Here is a 22,601-nt window from a genome sequence, read left to right on the forward strand (position 1 = left end):
CCCCCTTTACTCGGTATAAACAACAACATCCATTTCAACCAGAACATCTTTCGGCAATTTGCTAACTTCCACAGTCGCTCTAGCTGGGTAAGGCTCCGTTAGATAACTTCCATAGATTTCATTAACTGTAGCAAAATCATTCATTGAACTAAGATAAATGGTAAATTTTACCACTTTTGTAAAGTCAGTACCTGCCTCTGTTAGAATAGCTTTTAGGTTATTTAACACCTGATTTGTCTGCTTTTCAATTCCTTCCACCACGTCACCGGTTTTAGGATCAATTCCAATCTGTCCGGAAACATAAATAAAGTCACCTGCCTGAATTGCCTGTGAGTACGGCCCAATTGCTGCTGGAGCATGTTCTGTATATATTGCTTTTACCATCATAAATTCCTCCTAAATTAACTATTTGTTTTATCATAACACTTTTTCCAACCTATTTCCCAGATAATACCTCCCTGTATTCCATCACGGAACGAACATAATAAATATCGCCATAGCACGCGTCCAATTCCCTTGCGCCCTCACGTAAACAACGGTATTTCGACTTATCGGGATCATTTTCATACATTTCTTTAGAAAAATCAATCGCTATCTCTTGTGTATATTTTCCCGATTTCCCCTGAACATAATCTATAAATCCTCTACCGAAATTATAGGACTGAATTGCCAGCTCAAGGTCTTCGCCTGCATCCCTCAGTGTTTTTGCAAAATAATAGACTCCCTGTTTAATAGAGAGTTCAGGATCATCAATACATCCCCTTGAACCACAATAGCTTTCTGATGATTGCATTGGATCATTTCCCCTGCCTCCAGACTCCTGCATCATTATCGCAAGTAAAACATTCTCATAATCAACAACATTGTATGCTTTAGCATACTTTTCAACTAACGGGCGATAATCTTGTACTTCTTCACTTATCACCGGATAAGCAACCTGAAATTGTTTGTTCGGCTTATCATAGGTTAAAATTGATACCACCATAAAGACACTGCAAATCGCAAGTACAATAACAGCTGTTTTTTTATATGCCTTCTTCGTTTTTCTGTTTACCTTCATCCACATCTAACCTCAATAAAAATAGTATACTTCCTATAACAGCACCATAAATTAAATGACCTACTATCCAATAGACAAATGCTGCAATATCTGTAAGCTCCGGTGTCTGCACTGAAAACGCAGTTGTTAAAAACAGCACGCCCCCAATACATACATTCACCATAATATAGGGATATATTTTCGTATGGAAATCTTTCAACCGGAAAAGATAATAAAGGATTATTACAAGGATGACAGATATAATTAGATGCAAGGCAAATTCCATTGCCTCGTTCATCTGCCAATCTCTCAGTACTGGTATATAATCGACATTCAATAAAAGGATATAGACACGCTTATTAGAAATCGACTCAACCAGCTTAAAGAATCCGCCTAAGATGATTCCGGAGATCAGACCAATAGCTATCAATCTCGTTAAAATTTTCATAGATTCATCCCAACTTATCCTAACGATCTTTTGAAAACAATTCCTTTTCCCGCCATTTGCCAAACCGGTAATAAGCATATGCAAACAGACTACTTACTAAAAAGCTTGAACCCATTCCAATTGCAATACCTGTATCTCCAAACATGCTTGAAAATACTGCAGTTAACGGATAACGTAGCACCCAAAATGAGATAATATTCAAAACAAGCACCTGGTACATTGCACCTGAAGACCGGACGACTCCATTTAAAATAAAGTTAATCCCTAAAAACGGATAGCATAATGCAATAATTTGTAAATACCTTGTTCCGAAACGTACTGCTTCCTCTTCCTGGATAAAAACTCTTATTCCATATTCCGCTAGAAACACTACGAGAATCCCTATTATCAGCATAACAGAAAAGTTATACAGAACGCCATATTTTGCAATGGCTCTTACTCTTGCCCAATCATGCACACCAATGTTTTGCCCTGCCATACTGCTGACAGCTGTTCCAAGCGCATGAGCAGGGAGCATTAATATACTATCCAAACGCTGGGCAGCACTGAATCCAGCAACAACATTATCACCAAACCCGGTTACCACACTCATGATTGCAGCCACGCCTGCAGAAATAACAGCCATTTGGAGACCTGAAGGAATACCAAGATGTAATATTAACCCAACTTCTTCTTTCTTAGGGAGCTTGGGTATAATAAACGGTGCTAGCTTACGATAGAGCACAAAAATAACCCCATACAGAAAAGCTATCCCTTGTGATAGCACCGTTGCATTTGCAGCTCCCTCCACGCCCATACCAAATCCGGCGATCAATAATGGATCAAGTACAACATTCAGTAAAACGGCAATCATCACAAATCTTAACGGCGTTTTGCTATCCCCTAATGCACGTAACACCGTACTGATAAAATTATAGCCAAATAAAAATAGTATTCCGAGAAAATTAATTTGCAAATAGGACTTTGCTGCAGCCATCATGTTCTCAGGTGTACCTAATAACTGTAATAGCTGCTCAGCATTCATAAACCCAATAGTACCTAAAAACAGGGATAGCATTGATAAAATGACAACAAATGCATTTAGGAAACTTTTTAAACCGTCCTTATTATCTCTTCCTTTTTGTTGAGATAAAATCGTTAAAGCAGCATTATTTAATCCAATAACAAACGATAATACGGTAAAAATAATTGTACTCGAAACAGCAACAGCACCTAATGCATTTCCACCAAGTAAATTCCCTACCCATAAGCTATCAGCAAATTGATAGGAGGTTTGCAGCAGGTTTGTAAGCATAATCGGGCCTGAAAAAATAATTAAATGTTTGACAATATTACCCTGCGTGAAGTCATGCTGTTTCCCCATTTTAAATCCTATCCTTCCTGAACGCTTTATCCCTAACATGATGAAGGTGACCAGGAAAATTCCTGATCACCTTGTCATTCATATATATCTACTAGTTATTTGCTTGTTTCTTGAAGTTTTCCTTTGGAATCTTTATCCCCTTTAAACACAAACTGAAGAACGATCATTGCAATGAAAGCGCCTAGGCCATAAAGGTCAGTATTTCCTTCTGGATAAATTAGCAGTAGACCAACTGCAACCGATATAATTCTTAATGTCCAGTGAAGCTTTCGGTACCAATATCCAATAAGACCTGCCCCTATCGCTATCATTCCAGAAATAGCTGTAAACAGAATCCAAAGTATCTCCCAGAAGGTTGTATCAATCATCAGTAATTGTGGTTGCAAAACGAACATATATGGAATAATAAATGCCGCAATCGCCAATTTTGATGCATTGACTCCCGTTCGAATTGGCTCCCCGCCAGATATCCCGGTTGCAGCAAACGCAGCCAAGGCCACTGGTGGTGTAATATCAGCAACAATACCAAAGTAGAATACAAACATATGCCCTGCAAGGACTGGAATCGCCACCTCAAGTTGATCATTTAAGGCAAGAATCGCCGGCAATGCAATTGTTGATGTAATAATATAGTTAGCTGTCGTAGGGGATCCCATTCCTAAGATAATCGATGCTATCATCGTAAAGAATAGTGTCAGTAATAGTTGAGCTTCTGGAGAATTAGCAATTGCTCCAGCTATATCTACTAGACTATTTCCAAGTTTAAGTCCCAGCCCTGTTTTTGTTACTACCCCAACAATAATACCAGCACAAGCTGTTGCAGCTGCAACTCCTAAAGCAGTTCGTGCACCCGATGTTAATGCTACTATAAATTTACTTGGTGTTATTCTCGTATCTTTTCGGAACAAACTAACAAGTATCGTTATTGCAATACCATAAAGTGCTGTCCTTTCAATACTGAACCCATTAAACAGCAACCAAATTATCGCCACTATCGGAAGCAATAAGTGTATCTTTTTCAAAACTGACTTCTTGTTCGGAATTTGCTCCTTTGGTAACCCATGAAGCCCCATCCTCTTTGCTTCCAAGTGAGTCATGATCCAGATACCAGAAAAGTATAAAACCGCTGGAATTGTAGCTGCTTTAGCTATATTCCAGTAGCTTTCCCCTGCAAATTCAATCATCAGAAAAGCTGCCGCCCCCATAATCGGTGGCATTAGCTGTCCACCAGTTGATGAGGCTGCTTCTACAGCACCAGCAAAATTCGGTCGATAACCCAGTTTCTTCATCATTGGAATTGTATAAGATCCAGTAGTTACTGTATTTGCTACAGAGCTTCCAGAGATCGTTCCATTTAATGCACTAGAAAATATCGCAACTTTTGCTGGACCGCCAGTACGACGACCTGCAAGTGATATTGCCAAATCATTAAAGTAGTTTCCAACACCTGTCTGAACAAGAAATGCTCCAAATAACAGGAACAAGAAAATATATGTAGATGATACTTGCAATGGTGTACCCAGAATACCATCTGTTGTAAAGAACATGGATTTAATTAATTGATCCAAGGTAAGCCCTCGATGTGCAAGTGCTCCAGGCATATAAGGTCCCAAATACGCATATGCAAGAAATACAGTAGCAATTATTGTTATAGGTAGCCCGACTGCTCTTCTTGATGCTTCAAGCACGAGCAATACAGCCAATCCACCAATAATCATTTGTGTTTGATCAATCCCACCAATCTGCTGTACTAAAGTATCATAAAATACAGGCCAATACCCACAAACAACAATTGATAATAAGACTAATACGTAATCATACCACGGTACATTTGTTTTACTCCCTTTTCTCCGTGCCGGAAATAATAGAAAGATAAGAGAAAGTGCAAAACCTAAGTGAATGGTTCGTTGAATATATGCTGTGTACGCACCTGCTGCTCCTGTATACAACTGAAATAAAGAAAAGGCAATTAGTCCAAAAAAGACGATTTTAGCCGTTATGCCGCCCAGATTACGGGTGTTTGACTCAGCATCATACTTCTTCAGCAGCTCCTCTTGTTCTTTCGTTGTCATCTTATCGTTTGAATCACTCATGGATTTTCACTCCTTTCAAAGATTGCCATAATGATAGATATTCTATTTTAATCGTAAACCAGTCTCCTGGTTTAAAATAGTTATTCAGATAAATTATATGCTCATCTTGTTCGCCCCATACAAGACGATTTTCAGAAACTGTCTTTCCGTTTCTTAGATTAATAGATGAAAAAACATTGTCGAGGTCCTTCACATGATATTTCCCCTCTTCATAAACAAACTCCTCCCCTTCCAAAGCATTGGATGGCATTCCTATCCCAAACTCCTCATAAACAATTTCGTATTGTTTTATCTTGTGATTATCCATTACGATATATTTCTCAATAACATCTGTTAAATGAATGGAATGCTTCCAGATAAGCTGAAAGGTTTCTTCCTCATGAATTGGCAGGAAGGCTTCGACTTGATCTGTATTTTCTTTATAAAATAGTAAAGCTGTCCGGAAAGGAACAAATAATAGCAGGATAACAATTATCAGAAGGATTAAAATGAAAAGTGTTTTTTTGTTTGCAAGATAGTTCATGTTACTGTCACCTTTTATGCCACACCTAGTTTGTTAATAAATTTCAATGGAGATAACCCTAATTAAAAAAGAATGACCGGCAGCAAATTCCTATCATAGGATTAACAGCCGGCCCTCTCGAATTATATTTGCTATTTATTCAGCACTTACCCCGATTTCATCAAAGTACTTTTTAGCACCAGGGTGCAAATCAATACCAATTCCATCTAAAGCTGACTCTTTTGTAATAAATTCAGCTTTTGCGTGTGCCATACCCTCTGTATTTTCATAAATTGCTTTTGTTATGTCATAAACTACATCTTCTGAAAGACTATCCGTTACTGCTAACATCGCTAGTACCGCAACAGTAGTTACATCTTCTTCAATACCACTATAAGTACCGGCTTCAATAGTATCAGCAGCATAGTAAGGATATTGTTCAATTAACTCATCAATTTTATCCTGTGACACAGGGATAATACTAACATCTGTCGTAGCTCCTAAACCTTCAACGGCGCCAGTCGGTGTACCTGCAGTAATGATTGCCGCATCGATATTTCCATCCTGAATTCCACCCGTAGATTCACCGAAATCAAGGTTTTGTGCATCAATGTCATCCATTGTAAGACCATGCACCTCAAGTATTTGTTCCGCATTTACATACGTACCTGACCCAGGTGCACCAACAGAAACAGTTTTACCAGCTAAATCTTCAACGGAGGAAATCCCTGAGTCCGCAGTTGTAACAATTTGAATTGTTTCCGGATATAGGGATCCAATTGCCTGCACATTATCAACCGGATTTCCATCAAATGAATTAACACCTTCAATTGCATTCGCAACTACGTCTGTTTGAACAAATGCAAGCTCTGATTCCTCTTCCTGTAAAGCGATTACATTATCTGCTGAAGCATTGGATGAAACAGCATTTGTTTCAATGCCAGTTTCGTTTGAAATGATTGTGGCCATCTCCCCACCTAGTGGATAATATGTACCACTTGTTCCACCAGTTAACATTTGCAGGAATTTAGGTGTATCTTCGCCGCCATCATCTGAAGCACCGCTATCTCCATTACTTTCACCACTACCTTCTTCATTGCCTTCATCGTCACTTCCACCACATGCTGCTAGGAACAAAACGAGTACCAGAAGCATTGCAAATGAAAACAAAACGTTTTTCTTTTTCACAAAGACTCCCCCTTATATTTTTTATAGTAGTATTCATTTTACCTTTATTATTATAAAGTTGTCAATCTATTCGTAGCCACTTTTCTAAACATATTTTCCTAACTACTTATCAAACTATAACTTTTTAACTAAATATTATTTTAATTATTAAAATAATTTCAATAATGTGATATTATATTAGTGTATAAAATTTAATACAAGAGGAGATGTTTTCGTATGATGCACGTTCCATTAACAGTAGGATCAATGCTTGAGCATGCAGAAAAGTTTTTTACAAAAAAACAAGTCATCTCACAAACACACGATAAGCTTCATCGTCTTAATTATGGTGAAATTGGCCAGCGCACTCGTCAATTAATGAGCGTTTTGGTCGAGCTTGGGGCAAAAAAAGGAGACCGAATAGGTACATTAGCCTGGAATCACCACAGACATCTCGAAATTTATTTTGCCGCACCCGGGATTGGAGCAATATTGCACACTATTAACATTCGTCTATCACCTGAGCACATCATTTATATTATTAACCACGCAGAAGATAAAATTTTGTTTATTGATGAGGATATTTTACCTCTCATTGAAAAGATACAAGGTCATTTGAAATCGGTTGAAGCATTTGTCGTTATGACTGATAAAGACGAGAAACCTAAGTCTTCATTACAGCCACTGTACTCTTATGAAGAACTCTTACACACTGGAGATCCAACATACCAATTTAATACAGGTATAGATGAAAACGATCCTGCAGGAATGTGCTATACTTCTGCAACCACAGGCAAACCAAAAGGGGTAACTTATTCCCATCGCGGTATTGTTTTGCACAGCTATGCATTAGGATTAGCTGATTCTGCTGCAATATCAGAATCAGATGTATCAATGCCTGTTGTGCCACAATTTCATGTCAATGCCTGGGGAACACCATTTGCTTGTACTTGGTTTGGCAGTACCCAGGTAATGCCAGGGCCAAGATTTACACCTAAACGACTTGCTGAATTTATTGATGAGTTTAAAGTAACAATTACTGCCGGAGTACCTACCATTTGGTTAGGATTACTACGTGAATTGGAACAAGGAAATTATGATACATCCAGTTTACGTGCCGTACTTTGTGGTGGTTCTGCAGCACCACTCGGTTTAATAAAAGCTTTCGAACAAAAAATGAACATACCATTTTACCATGCTTATGGTGCAACAGAAACGACACCATTAGTTACCGTTTCCCGTTTAAAGAGCTATCAGCAGGAATTAACAGAAGATGAAAAACTGAAGGAACGTTCTAGGCAAGGGATCCTAGTACCAGGTCTTGAGATGAAAATTATTGGAAATAACGGAGAAGTTGAATGGAATGATGAAGAAATGGGTGAACTGCTATTGCGCGGCCATTGGATTGCCAACGAATATTATCACGATGAGCGCAGTGAAAGTACCTTCGTTGACGGATGGTTCCATACAGGGGATGTTGTCACAGTAGATGAAGAAGGCACGATTAAAATCGTTGATCGAACAAGTGATTTAATCAAAAGTGGTGGAGAGTGGATTTCATCGGTTGATCTCGAAAACGCACTCATGGCCCATGAAGCTGTTTTCGAAGCCAGTGTTATCGCAATACCAGATGCTGAGTGGCAAGAAAGACCTGTTGCTTGTGTCGTTTTAAAAGAAGGCAACTCTGATAACGGCATGAAAGAAAAATTACTTGAATTTCTGCGCCCGCAATTTGCGAAATTTTGGTTGCCAGATGATGTGTTGTTTTTTGAAGAAATTCCAAAAACATCTGTTGGAAAGTTTTTGAAGCGTCAATTAAGAGAAGATGTCAAAGCACATTATAATCTACAAAGCTAATTGTTTCAGAATTTAACAGACTCATTCGAAATTTGAATGAGTCTTTTTTAGCTTAGGTTTTAGGTAGAGCGGTGTGCAATAATCAAATGTGGATGGGAAAAATCCGAGAAAGTACCTCTATACGACCAAACGAAGCTGAAACTAGGGCGAACGGGCGAAGTGAACGCCTCTCATGGACAAAATTAATCAAATCCTAGCACAAACTGTCCATTAGAGTGCCCCTCATGGACAAAACTGCTCAAATCCAAGCACGTACTTGTCCAATAGTTAGAACACTCTATAAGCAAACGCACTAAATCTAAAAATCTAGTCTTCTACCCCAGCCTGCACCAACTAATTTATTTCTCTACTGTTCCCCACTAATGAATCCATAATCTCCTCGACCGTTTCTTCCTTGTGAATTGAGCCGACTCCCTGACCTGCCCATAAGGATTGGAAATCTGCTATAGCAAACTCTGAGCCTGCTGCACGAATATCCTTTGTCAATTCATTTTGTATTGGAAAGGGAAGTACATCCAACTGATGAGCTTCTACCTCATTTATAAATCTATTCGTTATGGCTCTTGCAGGTCTTCCGGAAAACACTTTTGTAATTACCGTGTCCCCAGTATCTGCCTTGATTAATGCACGGCGATACGCATTATTTGTCCCCGCTTCTTTTGCTAGTAAAAATCTCGTTCCGAGTTGGACTCCAGTTGCTCCCATATCTAATAATGCGTCAACTTGCCTGAAGTTATGTATACCCCCTGCTGCAATTACAGGTACTGGTAGACTATCTATAAAAGACTGAACAAGTACCATAAGTCCAATATCACTGCCATTTGGATATTTTCTCACATCAAATGTGCCTCGATGACCTCCAGCTTCAATCCCTTGAGCCACGATAATATCGTAGCCCGCTTCAACAAGTTGCTCAGCTTCATCAAGGTTCGTTGCCATTCCAATTAAGATTACATTTTTCTTTTTTAATCGTTTAATTAAAACAGATGATAATACGCCAAAAGCTGTACTGACAATTGGTATATTTTCCTCCAATATCACATATATTTTTTCCTGTAAATAATCTTTCACTTTAACTAATTCCTTACCACAATCTATTTCCAATTCATTTCTATAATTATCTAAAAATGCTTGCATTTCTTGAATATCTGTTGAAAATACCTCCAGGTTGGTTGCAAATAAATTTACTGCAAACTCCTTATCTGTTAATACTTTAATCTGTTGAATATTCTCTTTTAATGCGGATGCACTCATATATCCTGCTCCAATTGTTCCTAAGGCACCTGTATTTGCAACTGCTGCAACCAGCTCAGGTGTTGTAATTCCTCCCGCCATACCCGCCTGGATAATTGGGATTTTCACTTTTACTTTTTCCAAAAAAGAGTTCACAAACAACCCCTCCTCCACATCTACTATCTGTTTATTAGGATACCATATTATATAATAAAAATTTTGGGAAAATTACTTCCACCAAATCCACCTTTTCCTGTCTTGACAATATTGGGAAAATTCAATACTATAATAGGAATAATAAAATAATTCGCTCATAGAAGATGTTACCTTGATTAAAGGGGCTAAATTAATGAACCTTATCCAATTGGAAAATGCCATCCATGAATTGCTTCAAAAATATGAACAAAACTTTTCCATTTCCATCCTCACACAGGAGGGAAATATCAGCATCAATGCGGCTAAACAAAGAAAAGCAGCAAGTCTCGCAAAGATACCTATTTTGATGGAAGCTTTTCGACAAGTAGAAAATAACAAACTAGCTTTGGAAAAACCTGTCTATATTGAAAAATCAGCATTGGTAGGTGGTTCAGGAGTTTTAAATTATTTAACCAATTCCCATGTCCATAGCCTGCAAAATCTATTGGAATTAATGATTATCGTCTCTGATAATACCGCTTCAAATATATTATTGGAGATTGTTGGCAGGGAAAATATAAATCAACTCACACAAAAGCTTGGGTGTGAGCATACAATCATCAATCGTAAATTTATGGATCGACAGGCACAGATGGATGGCTTTGAAAACTACACTAGCTCCCAAGATATTGCAGCTTTACTGGAAGATATATCAGAAAATAATGTCTATTTAACCAATCAAAGCCGTTCGCAAATACTGACCATCCTGTCAAATCAACAGTTCAAGGATAAAATAGCAGCCTATTTAACAGATGAAGACTTAATAGATATTTATCATAAATCTGGTGAGCTGCCGGGTGTTGAGCATGATGCAGCAATTTTAAATTATCGTGCTAAAACGATCAAAGTCGCTGTTTTATCGGAAGGATGGATAAATAATGCGGATGCGAAGAAGTATATAGCTGATATTGGAAGTCTTTTATTTACATATTTAAAAAGTTAGTTTTGGAGGGACTAGGATGAAAGTGAAAATAGCCGTATTCGTTAGAGAAGAAATGATTGAACGTATACAATCGTACATGAATGATGAAGATGGGATTGAAATGATCCCCTTTACCTATTCTACTGCAATAGAAACCATTGATTTAATTGAACAGGCGATTTTGTGTGATATCTATTTATTCACTGAAGTTCTCCCTTATTTATATGTAAAGAAAAAAATGGATAAAAAACGATTACCTGCTGTAACAGTGGCTGTTGATGAATATATGATTATGACAGCCTTTTATAGGCTTAAACTTATCCATAAACAATCATTGAACCGCTTATCGATTGACGTATTAAAGCCTCATCATATTCATGAAGTACTTAAAGAATTAAATATATTGAACAAAGAAATTTATACGTATAGCATTCCAGAAAACGAAACTGTTGATCTAGATAAAATTATCTCCTTTCACCAACAGTTATGGGATGAAGGAAAAATTGATTTTGTTCTCACATCATCCATGGAAACAAAGCAACGCCTGGAGACTTTAGGCATTCCTTCGTGTTCCATGCTCGTTCCGGAAATTAATCTGAGGCGGGCCTTTACAGAAGCCAAGACAATGACAAGGCTAAATCAAAGTAAAAGCGCACAAATTGTTATCGGGTATATTCGAATTAAACATTTAACGGCTATTAAAGTAAAAAAAGGTGAGTCGGCAGCACAAGAACTATTCGTAAAGCTCCAAGCAATCCTAGCGAAATTTAGCCATAAAACATATGCATCCACATACCCAGTTAACAACAATCAATTTGTATTACTTGGTACAAAAGGAGTTATTGATCATATTACAAATCATTATCGTGATTTTCCACTGCTAAAGGAAATGGAACGAACACTACATACACCTGTAGATATTGGCTTCGGGCTTGGGCTAACAGCTAAACAAGCAGAGGTTAATGCAAAAATGGCATTAGAGGCATGTGAGCAATCAGAGAATAGTAATTGTTATATCGTAAATGATAGGCAGGATACTATTGGGCCACTCGGGATTAGAAAACAATTTGATACATCCCGTTTATACCAAGCTCTTATCCATAAAGCACGCCTTAATAATGAACTATCCTATAATTTCATTGATTTTATTGTACTTCGTAACAATGAACCATTTTCATCAAACGATATAGCGACCTATTACAGAGTAACGAAGCGCAGTGCAGAACGTACCGTTAATAAACTTTTACTTGGCGAAATAATTAAAGTAGTCGGTGAGGAAAAGCCCTATGTTAAAGGACGCCCGAGAAAGCTGTTTTCATTGAATCAATAATTCGAGATTGTTATACCTCACGCTCGGGCTGATGTTCCGCTTCTCGGGCTGATGTTCCGCTTCTCGGGCTGATGTTCCGCTTCTCGGGCTGATGTTCCGCTTCTCGGGCTGATGTTCCGCTTCTCGGGCTGATGAAGCCAGACGAGTATACCGTCTGGCTTCATCGATCTAATCATTGCTTCCATATCCTTTACTGTCTACCAAAATTTGCATTGCTTCCTCATAATCTTTTTCATCCACTTTACCTTCGAGTAGATGTGTAGCCGGGTTATCATCTTTATTCGTTAGGTCATCATCCAGACCAACAACTCCCGCAGCACTGGTTCCTGTATTTGCTGACCCGACCTGCATAAGTGGTACAAAGGTTACATTTTGATCCGTTTCTGGTATTTCATCAACAAATAGATTTGATACTTGAAGTCGCTGCAGGTTAGCCTTTGCAGACTCAGCATCATTTTCTGATTTAAAATAAGCAAGAATGTTTTTCGTCATTGAAAACAGCACCTTTCCTATACTATTTATTCTTTTTTACGGATAAAAATTACGCTCAGCTCCAGTTAGCTTTTATTGTTGAATAAGTAATTTAGAATCTCATTAAATATCACTACATCGTCAGTGAATAGAAAAACAGGTAATAGCATGATAGCAAAAACCACCATTACATTTGCAACAATAAATTTTGCAAAGCCTCTAAACACAACCTTCATCAAACCCTCTCCTTCACTATGGGGTAGTTTATACTAATTTTCCCTATTTTTAAAAAATGTAAACCTCCGCTTTATTTGAATATACTATGCAGAACCAATGTTTTTTATTTTCTATATGTTAACAACGGGATTGAAAGCGGTAGCTACAACTGGTGAAGTGCTGGACAAATGGCCATCCTAAGGCTCTTACGCATTTATCGATATTTCGGTATCCTCTGTAAATTTATTAATTATCAGTATCCCATTGGACATAATGACTCTACTACTTTTTCACACCGTTTTATGCGTAAGAGCCACCCTAATTAGAGATGAAAGGACTCTTTCTCAAAAAGGGTGATAGATACGAGGAAATGGCTTCAGTTTAGTAACGGAAACGCCCTTTAAGCCGCAAAGAAACTAGGATTGATTTCTAATGCCAGATGAGCTTAGCTGACTATATCATTAGCTTTGAGAAATGGCCGATGAAAGTCTAGAAATTAAACGGCAAAGTTGAGATAAACTGGGTAAAAGTTGAGAGAAAACGAGGAAATTTACATTTATCTCTCAACTTTATAGGATTCTCTCTCAACTTCTCGTATTCTTCTCTCAACTTCATACGCTTATCTCTCAGCTTTGCCTGATTTCGGCAAAAATACTGGTACATTCTATCCTTTATTATCATTAGAAATAATTTTAGAGAAAATTCTACTAAAAAAAATGCTTACATTGCGATTTAACGCCGCAATGTAGCATATCCAAATCAATTATTTTGCTTTTAACTATTATATCAGGATATAACTTTTAGAAAATCCGAAACACAATTTAGATAAGGCGTATTCCTTAGTTTCGCTTATACATTAAAAAAGCAGTAATATTTTCTTAAATACAAAAAAACACATTGTACCACAAATTATTCCTTATAAGCTAAGCAGTTCTCTAACATCTTCTTCACTCAAGGAAGAAAGCATTGTCTCACCAGGCTGAATGACCTGATCAATCAGTTCACGTTTTTTCTGCTGCAATTCGTAAATTTTCTCTTCTATTGTTCCTTCCGTAATAAGCCTGATTACCTGAACAACATTCTTTTGGCCAAAGCGATGGGCACGACCAGTTGCCTGATCTTCAACCGCAGGATTCCACCATAGATCGTATAGAATAACTGTATCAGCTCCGGTCAGATTCAATCCGGTTCCTCCCGCTTTCAACGAAATCAAGAAGACATTGTTCTCCCCATTATTAAACCGTTCACTTATTTTGACACGCTCCTGGGATGGGGTTTGTCCATGTAAATAAAAGTAATCAATTCCTTCCTGCTTCAACTTTTCAATGATGATTTCATGCATACTGGTAAATTGGGAAAAAATTAGCATTCGCTTGCCATTATCAATCGCATTTCTAATTGTATCCATTAATTGTTCAAGCTTGCCGGAATGGCCTTGGTAATTTTCAATAAATAAGGATGGATGACAGCAAATCTGGCGCAATCTTGTTAATCCAGCAAGTATTTTCATACGGTTTTGATTAAAGCCACTTTCTTTTATGGATTGTGCTGCTTCCTGCTGTAGCTGGCGATGGTAACCAACATACAAATCCTTTTGATCCTTTGTTAGCTCAGAAACACTTACGGATTCAATTTTATCCGGAAGCTCTTTAAGTACTTCTGTTTTCAGGCGACGTAATATAAACGGTTTAGTTATCATTGCAATTCTTTCATTGGATAGGTGCTTAAAATTACGTTGATTTGGCATCAGCCCTGGAAGTACCACCTGGAAGATTGCCCATAATTCATCAATTGAATTTTCAATTGGTGTGCCACTTAATGCGAAACGGCGACTTGCTTTTATCTCACGGATTGCTCGTGACGTTTTTGTAGCATAATTTTTAATAAACTGTGCTTCATCAAGAATTAGTGTTTGAAAATTTAACTCACGATAAAGCTCGATATCCTGACGTAACGTTGAATAGGAAGTAATCCAAACATCTCTATCTCTCATCTCGGCAATTTTTTGCTGTCGTTCAAGTGGCGTGCCTGTAAGAATGGCAACATGTAAATCTGGTGCAAATTTTTCACATTCATTTTTCCAATTGTAAATGACAGACGATGGGGCCACAATCAAATGTGGATTGTCACTTTGCTCTGAGGCAATATAAGCAATGCTCTGCAGTGTTTTTCCAAGTCCCATGTCGTCTGCAAGAATTCCCCCAAGATGGTAATGGCTTAATGATTTAAACCATTGATAGCCTGTATGCTGATAATTTCGTAATGATGCATTCAGTTTCGGCAAATCATACACCTGCTCCTCCGGGGATTTCAATTGATGTAATAACTTGCGAAAGGATGGGTCATAATTCTTGTTCGTATCAATAAGTTCATCAATTTGCGTACCACGATAGACAGGCATATGAATATTTCCATCCTGTACATCGTCTTTCTTAATATCAAAATCATTGAAAAATTGTTTCATCGAAGAGAATTCTTCTCCTTCCAATGAAAGTAATGCGCCACTTTGGAGACGATAGTATCGTTTTTTTTCAATAACGGCATTAATAATCTGATTAATTTCCGAATCTTCTACCCCATCAATATCAAAGCCAATTTCCAGTAAATTAGAGGAGGATTCTAATCTTACGCTCGTGCTTGGCATCGGCTCGTTTTCCACAATCATCCCACGAATATCCGATGTTAAAAACAGTTCCACATGCTCATCAAGTAATGGCAATACGGTATAAAGGAATTCATAGATTTGCTCTTCATTCGCTTCAATATATAATTCTTTTCCATTGTAATGAAAATTCGCATGCTCAATTAAACGCATAATCTGCTGTTCTTTTTCCACATCACGAATGATAATGATATCATTTTCCTCACGACCACTAAATGGATCGATCTTCTGGGTTCCATAATGATATTCGAGCGTTCCAACAATCCAGTCTGCTTTTACTTCTAAATATAATTTTGCCCGTAAAGGCACTTGGATTATTTCAGCTTCGACCTTTTCTGATATCGCCACATCGCCCACTTTTTTTAATGAAGGAAGTACTTCGGATAAAAAGGTATCTGCTTGATTTTTTGTAATGGGAAGCTGCAAGTCGTTCATCCCAAATTGACTTATTTCTTCTAGAACTGGAATTTGTTCCTTTGCAGGAAAATAAAATACTCCCTGATAAAACAGCATTTCATAGGCTTTAAAATAGGTAGCATTAGCAATTTCATCCATTTTTAACATAAGATCATTGCGTTCGTTTTTAGTTAAGGAAAAATGAAATGGCAGTATGTCTTTCTCAATCGTTACATGACTGAAGTTTTTCCCCTTTGTTTCAACCGTGAAATCTTGTTCTGTTATTTTCTCAAAAAGTTCCTGAATTATGAGGGAAGGGATTATAATGGAACGCTTATCATTTGCATTCCCTTGGTAGTGATAGTACATGTAACCATTATAGATTTGCTCATTTTTCAAAACTGCATAAAGCATTTCAAATATAGCAAGATCCTGCTGTGAAAAGTAATGTATCTCCGGATTATAAGTGAATGTTTTCGTAAAATAATGTTCATTTCCCCGCAGCACATTACTAAGGAATGCAGTAGTATCTTTCACAACAAAACACCTTTTTACACCGGTTTTTAATTCCATTACTATATTTTTATCATAGGTCCATTTGCAATAATATTCGACATGCATTAGTACTTTATCAGGTAAAACCTCACTTGCATTATGTTGCAGAGGGAGCGAACTCATTGCACTGATAAAACGATTTGTTGATTGATAATCGTATTTAGCCTTAGGAATAGTTCGGTCCGATTCTTTATTAGCAATAGTAACCAGCGTTGCAACAATATGCTTACACGAACCAAATGTATCAAATGCTGGACAATCGCAATACGTGTCAATCGATCCTTTATCAAAATCCTTCATATTAATTTCAACAAAGTAATCTTGGGTTCCATGAACTGTTGCTGTCCAAAGCTGGTAGTTTATATCATACAAAAGATCAGTAACTTTATTACGTAGATAATAATCAAACCCTCGCTTATATATTATGGATGGAAATAGTTTTTGAATGTTAACATCACCAATATTTTTCAAAATACCAGTTACCTACCTTCTAAAAATCTCATTACTTCTATTGTAAACGAGAAAGTCCATTTTTAAAACTATTGAATCTTTTACTAGGATGGGGAAACTAGCAATATATTATACCTTTTTAACCTTATGTTCCTGCTCTTATCAAAATGTTACCGCTCTCCTGTGGTTGTTAAAAGGCTGCCGCTATAGTGTCAGCCTTCTTTACATCTTATCTTATACCTTCTGATATATCCTCATACCAGTCACGGGTAACGTCAGGATCTGACCCATTTATTATAATAAAGTCCTCTTTTGTTTGAATCAGCAGGTACGGGGGATCATCCTTGCCATGAATATACAATTTGCCCTCTCCGTATCCTTCCACATCAAAATCCCCCATCATTCTCCCACCAAATTCAAAGCCACCGTTTTTTTCAATAATTTCCGGCAACATATCTAACAACTCCGCATCCTCAAGCGTTTCAAATGGGATTTCAACTCCATACGGTCCGGATATCTCAATATTCTCTTCCGTTATAGACAGTTCATTATTAATCACCCAGTAAAATAGCAAAGCTCCGATCGAAACAATTAAAATAACAGCAATTAGAATAAATTTAACTGCGTTCATATTTCCTAGTATCCTGTAGAACATAAATCAACGCCCCCCTCTCCCTAATTACGAATGCTATCTATACTTAGTTTCATATCTTACAAAACTGTAAGGCTGCTGAAAGGAAAACACATACCACAATCAAGTCAATCCATATAAACTAGCAATTGATTAAAACAGATGGAGGTAAAAAATATGAAGCAGCATGTATTACATGTGAAGAACTTAAACAAAATATATGGAAATAAAAATGAAAATCAGTTCCATGCATTAAATAATGTGTCATTTGATATGGGGCAAGGGGAGTTTATTGGCATAATGGGTTCATCCGGTGCGGGGAAAACAACATTATTAAATGTGATTTCAACATTGGATAATGCCACATCAGGGATGATCGAAATTGCCGGAACAGATATTACTGCAATGAAACAAGACCAATTGGCAGACTTCCGTTCCGAGCGGCTTGGCTTTATATTTCAGGATTTTAATTTACTGGAAAATTTGACAGTCTATGAAAATATCGCACTCCCTTTATCACTGCAAGGGGTTTCTTCACGAAAAATTAAACCAAGTGTCCACAATGTTGCGGGAAAACTCGGCATTGAGGCTATTTTAGAAAAATACCCTGTGACCATTTCAGGTGGTCAAAAGCAGCGTGCTGCAGCAGCCCGTGCTTTAGTGCATGAGCCTGCGATGATTTTAGCGGATGAGCCAACAGGTGCACTGGATTCCAAAAATGCGAAAAGCTTAATGGAAACATTGGTCCATTTAAATAAAAATCTCGATACATCGATCATGCTCGTAACACACGATCCGTTCAGCGCAAGCTACTGTGAACGGATCCTGTTCATCCAGGATGGTAAATTGTATAAGGAAATCCATCGTGATAAATCAAGAACCGTATTCCACCAGGAAATCCTCAATGTTCTTGCTGAGTTCGCTGATTAGAAAGGAGGTTTACCCATGTTATTAAAATTATCATTATCCAGTATGAAAAAGAGATTCAAGGATTATTTAGTTTTGCTCTTTGGTCTAACTATTTCCATTGCTATCTTTTATATGTTTCAAACACTTGCACAAAATAAAGCATTTATTGAATCAAATGCGATGATTAGTCAAATCGTATTTATTTTCCATGTAGGAACATTTATTTTAGGCTTTATCACCATTTTTTATATTTTTTATGCGACATCCTTTATGCTCACATTACGGCAAAAAGAAATGGGCATGTATATGACGCTCGGTGCGAAAAAGCATAAGATTACCCAGCTCATGTTTTTTGAAACATTTTTTATTGGAATTATCTCATTAGTCATTGGGATCATTGTCGGAATCGGATTGGCAACAGGAATTGCTGAACTTTTCATGAAAACATTGGATTTTTCCGGTGAAGGCTTTGAGGCGTTTTATGTATCATCCATGATTACAACCATACTATTTTATGTTGTATTATTTCTTCTCACTGCGGCTGTTAATGCCTGGCAAATTGGCAGAAAAAGAGTTTTGAATCTTCTACATGCAGGGCAGAAACAAGATCAGGTAAAAACAAGTGGAAGCAAAACATTTTTCGGTGTGCTTTTTGCCATCATCTTAATCGGAATTGGTTATTATGCCATGATGAACATGGGAGAATTTAAACAGTTTGGTGTTATTTTGGCTACAGTTACAATAATTCCGGGAACGTATTTAATCTTTATCTCCTTTTTGCCCTATTTTATAAAAAAACTGAAGCAAAACCGGACCTTAAATGAAAAAGGGATCAATTCGTTTACACTTGGTCAATTGAGATTTAGAATGCTGAATTTAACGAAGGTGCTTGGAACGGTTGCAATGCTGATTGCACTTGGTCTTGGTGCTATGACAGCAGGAATATCCTTTTATCATAATATTGAAATACAATCATCCATGTTCCACGCAAATGATGTTGCACTACATCAGCCCGACGAAGATGACGAAAAAATATTGGCTGATATGAATTTCACCGAGAAGAACACATATCATTACAAGGCTGATGAAGAAGCTGTTTACTTTTTAAAAGAGGATTTATTGGAAAACCCACCTCTTATTAGGAAGTTTAAGGAAGAATTTGAACTGCCGGAAGAAACGAGGGTCACTAAAGATTTACCTAAAGAAAAATATTCACTATATGAAAGTGACAATAATGACAGCCTACCAGATGATTGGTGGACAGCCCTATCAACAGAACTAAATGCCAATTTCCAGATGTTTGGCTACAAGGAAATATTTATATACAACAATGCTGCATATGAAAAAATAAATTCGGATGAACTTCAGGTGATTTTGGGCAGGGTTGACGATTTCACAGAATACCTTCCGCATTTAGATAAAATTAACACAGATCAACTTCAGCTTGCAGCGTCCTATCGTGGTGAGCCTGTCGAAAGCATTGGCAGCAAATACAACAATTATTTGAGTTTTAAAGGAATTGCAAGTGGAACAATTTTTATGGGGTTCTTCTTAGGCATTGCCTTTTTAATGATGATGGCTAGTGTATTAATGTTTAAGCTATTATCAAGCGCCGGCGCAGATGTAGGCCGCTATAATATGCTACGGAAAATCGGTGTAAGAAAATCACTGCTTGTAAAATCAATTTACCGGGAGCTGTATTTACTATTCCTATTCCCGGCAATAGTTGGACTCGTCCATGTACTTGTAGGCATGCAAATGTTTTCGTTCATAATCATTGAGCCATATACAAAAATTTGGCTGCCGATTAGTATTTTCCTTATTATCTATGGAATTTATTATTGGATTACAGTTCAGATGTATAAGCGGATTGTTTTGCCGAGAGAGGGTTAATGAAAAAAGGAATGTTGCTGGTTTACTTTTGAAGTGCAAAAACACTACCTTAAAAAGGCTTAGATTGATTTTTATTAACTACTTCTCTATTGAGTTGCAAAAAGAAAAAGCAATGCATATCACACAAAGGTTAGCAATATAAATAGCAGGGCAATTCTCACTAGAATTTGCTCTTGCTATTTTTTATAATTAGCATAAAAGCGGAGATAAAATTAATAGGAAAGAGATTGCAGAAGGATCTTTATTAACAATGCATTTATCTATATCTTTTTAGTTCGAGCGTATTTACAAAAACATTTAATGTATTTCTTTTTTCCTCCATTTCCCCAGATGCGATTGGTGACCTTGAGGAAAGTCCCGGGATTGGTTTGAAGGTGGATATTCACCGATGTATTTATCGCGGAATAGAAAGAAAAAATGGTTAGATCAAAGCTTTACCATTCAAGCTTCCGGAAGACAGGCGCCCTTACATCCGAGTGGTCCAGAGATGGTTAAATTAGATAAGAACAAATGGGAGCTACCTGGTGATATGTCATTACATCGCAGATTATCGGTAAAAGAAATAGCGCGAATTCAAACCTTTCCCGATTGGTTTCAGTTTTCTGCTGGTGGAAACTTCGAATCCAGTAAAAACAACCGATTAAATAAGCAATACAAACAAATAGGAAATGCAGTGCCAGTTAAGCTTGCCGAGACTATTGCAACCCCTATGACATTGTGGACAAAAAATAATCTGGAATCAATTAAGCAGCTCGTTTTGTTTTAATGTATTGTTGTGGTGTGGAAAGTGGAAGTTAAAGAGTAATCCTGTTTACTTCCGCCCTTATTATTTACCATTTTAACAGCTTTGAGGCTACCTATAATGCAGTATTTTTCTTAGCTCTAATTAAAAGATACACATATAACACCATCGAAAGTACTACGGATCCCGCTGAAGTTGCGTAAATTACACCATAACCAAACATAAAGGCAAGCTGCCCAAAAACAATTGCTCCCATTCCAACTCCCAGATCAAAAAAGGAAAAGAATGTTGCGTTTGCCATTCCTTTACGATTGCCCGGCGCTTGATCAACCGCCCATGCCTGCAATGCCGGTTGAACAGAGCCAAATCCCAAACCATATAGTCCCGCAGCAATTAACATTGTTGTCATATCAGGTAGCCAGGATAATAAAATCATCGCAATAAATATAAAGGAAGTTCCTGGCAAAAATACATATAAATGACCCTTTTTATCATAAATTTTTCCCGCAAATGTTCTAGAAATCATCAAAAATATCGCATAGACAAGGAAGTAAAGCTCGATTCCATCAACATTTTGATTCGTTGCATGTAATGGCAAAAACGTTGCGATTCCTCCGAAAGTAAACGTAATAAAAAATAATAGCAACGATGGCTGAATCGCAGTTTTTTCAAAAATATCAAATTTTACGGTAGCTGTTTTATGAAGCGATTCCTCCACTTTTTTATAGCGTATTTTGGTTGATAAAAGAAAGGCGACCAATCCACAGGAGGCACAGATTAAAAATAACTGCGGAAACGAGATCACGCCAACTAATGTCAACCCCAGTGATGGGCCAAATGCTAGGGCAATATTACCTGATAAGCCAAAATAACCCATCCCCTCACCACGTCGCTTTGGTGGAATTAAATCAGTGGCAATCGTTCCTGTCGCCGTCGTGGAAAATCCCCAGCCTACCCCTTGTATAACTCTAATCATTAACAGCAGCGCAATACCCGTAACCACCGAAAACGCACCGACTGACAATACAAAAACTCCCAGCCCAAACATATAAACAAAGCGTCTTCCCTTTGATTCCAGCGCATGTCCGGCATAGGGACGCATGATTAAAGCTGAAAAGGTAAAAATCCCGACAATGATTCCAACAATCTGATCACTTCCACCGAGCTCCTTTACGAACAAAGGAAGGGTTGGTAATGTCATTTGAAACCCAAGGAAAATAAAAAAATTAGCCAGACATACAAGCACGAAATCACGTGTCCATATTTTGTCTGGTTTTGTCATTGTTTGTGTATTTAATTGCGATCCCATATATGTCTCCCTTTCTTCGATACTCGAAATATATTATACAGGAGAGTTGTGTGATTTGGAATGGTTATTACATAATAGTTTGAAGATAGCAACTTAAATGAAGAAAAGTATATTTAAATATAGTGGGTAGCATTTGATAATACATCACTTGAAGAGCTAATTGCGAAGTCTCAAAGTGCAAGTGTCCCAAGGTGTTAAGGACAAGGCTAATTTTATTT

At 37.4% G+C, this 22,601-nt stretch carries 19 protein-coding genes; 6 read left to right on the forward strand and 13 right to left on the reverse strand.

What is annotated here, in order from left to right:
* Window positions 1-6: 6 nt before the first annotated feature.
* From AC6HVZ_RS10460 to AC6HVZ_RS10490, 7 genes are all read right to left on the reverse strand, one after another.
* A complete protein-coding gene (locus AC6HVZ_RS10460) occupies window positions 7-384 on the reverse strand; it encodes a RidA family protein (protein ID WP_497558099.1) in 378 nt (125 codons plus the stop codon).
* A gap of 52 nt (window positions 385-436) precedes the next feature.
* A complete protein-coding gene (locus AC6HVZ_RS10465; RefSeq protein WP_497558100.1) occupies window positions 437-1,060 on the reverse strand; it encodes a lysozyme family protein in 624 nt (207 codons plus the stop codon).
* Window positions 1,026-1,487 (reverse strand): hypothetical protein, encoded by a 462-nt coding sequence (locus AC6HVZ_RS10470; protein ID WP_497558101.1) that lies wholly within the window; start codon window positions 1,485-1,487, stop codon window positions 1,026-1,028. The genes AC6HVZ_RS10465 and AC6HVZ_RS10470 overlap by 35 nt, the downstream gene beginning before the upstream one ends.
* Before the next feature lie 19 nt (window positions 1,488-1,506).
* Entirely contained in the window at window positions 1,507-2,850 is a 1,344-nt protein-coding gene (locus AC6HVZ_RS10475; RefSeq protein ID WP_497558102.1) for an MATE family efflux transporter, read from the reverse strand.
* A gap of 95 nt (window positions 2,851-2,945) precedes the next feature.
* Window positions 2,946-4,943: a TRAP transporter permease gene (locus tag AC6HVZ_RS10480; protein ID WP_497558103.1), complete on the reverse strand. Its 1,998-nt coding sequence runs from the start codon at window positions 4,941-4,943 to the stop codon at window positions 2,946-2,948.
* Complete coding sequence (locus tag AC6HVZ_RS10485; RefSeq protein WP_497558104.1) at window positions 4,936-5,466, reverse strand: DUF1850 domain-containing protein; 531 nt, start codon at window positions 5,464-5,466, stop codon at window positions 4,936-4,938. Before AC6HVZ_RS10485 ends, AC6HVZ_RS10480 begins: the two co-directional genes overlap by 8 nt.
* A gap of 135 nt (window positions 5,467-5,601) precedes the next feature.
* On the reverse strand, window positions 5,602-6,633 hold the full coding sequence (locus AC6HVZ_RS10490) for a TAXI family TRAP transporter solute-binding subunit (protein ID WP_497558105.1): 1,032 nt from the start codon (window positions 6,631-6,633) through the stop codon (window positions 5,602-5,604).
* Between the two features lie 216 nt (window positions 6,634-6,849).
* Here AC6HVZ_RS10490 and AC6HVZ_RS10495 point away from each other — a divergent pair, with 216 nt between their 5' ends.
* Window positions 6,850-8,469: a long-chain fatty acid--CoA ligase gene (locus tag AC6HVZ_RS10495; protein ID WP_497558106.1), complete on the forward strand. Its 1,620-nt coding sequence runs from the start codon at window positions 6,850-6,852 to the stop codon at window positions 8,467-8,469.
* A 333-nt stretch (window positions 8,470-8,802) separates the two neighbouring features.
* Here the strand turns inward: AC6HVZ_RS10495 and AC6HVZ_RS10500 are convergent, their stop codons facing one another.
* On the reverse strand, window positions 8,803-9,909 hold the full coding sequence (locus tag AC6HVZ_RS10500) for an NAD(P)H-dependent flavin oxidoreductase (protein ID WP_497558121.1): 1,107 nt from the start codon (window positions 9,907-9,909) through the stop codon (window positions 8,803-8,805).
* 142 nt (window positions 9,910-10,051) lie between these two features.
* Between AC6HVZ_RS10500 and AC6HVZ_RS10505 the strand changes: the two genes are divergently transcribed.
* Entirely contained in the window at window positions 10,052-10,840 is a 789-nt protein-coding gene (locus tag AC6HVZ_RS10505; RefSeq protein WP_497558107.1) for a serine hydrolase, read from the forward strand.
* 16 nt (window positions 10,841-10,856) lie between these two features.
* Window positions 10,857-12,149: a hypothetical protein gene (locus tag AC6HVZ_RS10510; protein WP_497558108.1), complete on the forward strand. Its 1,293-nt coding sequence runs from the start codon at window positions 10,857-10,859 to the stop codon at window positions 12,147-12,149.
* A 168-nt stretch (window positions 12,150-12,317) separates the two neighbouring features.
* Here the strand turns inward: AC6HVZ_RS10510 and AC6HVZ_RS10515 are convergent, their stop codons facing one another.
* The 4 genes from AC6HVZ_RS10515 to AC6HVZ_RS10530 all read right to left on the reverse strand — a co-directional run bounded on the left by AC6HVZ_RS10515 (window position 12,318) and on the right by AC6HVZ_RS10530 (window position 17,554).
* Window positions 12,318-12,641, reverse strand: a complete 324-nt coding sequence (locus AC6HVZ_RS10515) for a hypothetical protein (RefSeq protein WP_497558109.1) — start codon at window positions 12,639-12,641, stop codon at window positions 12,318-12,320.
* Between the two features lie 65 nt (window positions 12,642-12,706).
* Window positions 12,707-12,856 carry a hypothetical protein gene (locus tag AC6HVZ_RS10520; RefSeq protein WP_497558110.1) on the reverse strand — a complete coding sequence of 50 codons (150 nt, stop codon included), beginning with the start codon at window positions 12,854-12,856 and terminating at the stop codon, window positions 12,707-12,709.
* 896 nt (window positions 12,857-13,752) lie between these two features.
* The gene (locus AC6HVZ_RS10525; protein WP_497558111.1) at window positions 13,753-16,920 is read right to left on the reverse strand and encodes a DEAD/DEAH box helicase; all 3,168 of its coding nucleotides are present in this window, start codon (window positions 16,918-16,920) and stop codon (window positions 13,753-13,755) included.
* Between the two features lie 208 nt (window positions 16,921-17,128).
* The gene (locus AC6HVZ_RS10530; protein ID WP_497558112.1) at window positions 17,129-17,554 is read right to left on the reverse strand and encodes a hypothetical protein; all 426 of its coding nucleotides are present in this window, start codon (window positions 17,552-17,554) and stop codon (window positions 17,129-17,131) included.
* 153 nt (window positions 17,555-17,707) lie between these two features.
* Between AC6HVZ_RS10530 and AC6HVZ_RS10535 the strand changes: the two genes are divergently transcribed.
* The 3 genes from AC6HVZ_RS10535 (at window position 17,708) to AC6HVZ_RS10545 (ending at window position 21,098) form a co-directional block, all read left to right on the forward strand.
* Entirely contained in the window at window positions 17,708-18,460 is a 753-nt protein-coding gene (locus AC6HVZ_RS10535; protein WP_497558113.1) for an ABC transporter ATP-binding protein, read from the forward strand.
* A 15-nt stretch (window positions 18,461-18,475) separates the two neighbouring features.
* A complete protein-coding gene (locus tag AC6HVZ_RS10540) occupies window positions 18,476-20,332 on the forward strand; it encodes an ABC transporter permease (protein WP_497558114.1) in 1,857 nt (618 codons plus the stop codon).
* 388 nt (window positions 20,333-20,720) lie between these two features.
* Window positions 20,721-21,098, forward strand: coding sequence for a DNA cytosine methyltransferase (locus tag AC6HVZ_RS10545; RefSeq protein WP_497558115.1), 378 nt, complete (start codon window positions 20,721-20,723; stop codon window positions 21,096-21,098).
* 91 nt (window positions 21,099-21,189) lie between these two features.
* Here AC6HVZ_RS10545 and AC6HVZ_RS10550 read toward each other — a convergent pair whose 3' ends face one another.
* Window positions 21,190-22,383 carry an MFS transporter gene (locus AC6HVZ_RS10550; RefSeq protein ID WP_497558116.1) on the reverse strand — a complete coding sequence of 398 codons (1,194 nt, stop codon included), beginning with the start codon at window positions 22,381-22,383 and terminating at the stop codon, window positions 21,190-21,192.
* Between the last annotated feature and the right edge of the window lie 218 nt (window positions 22,384-22,601).

It is taken from the genome of Oceanobacillus sp. NCCP-135 (genome assembly GCF_059698015.1).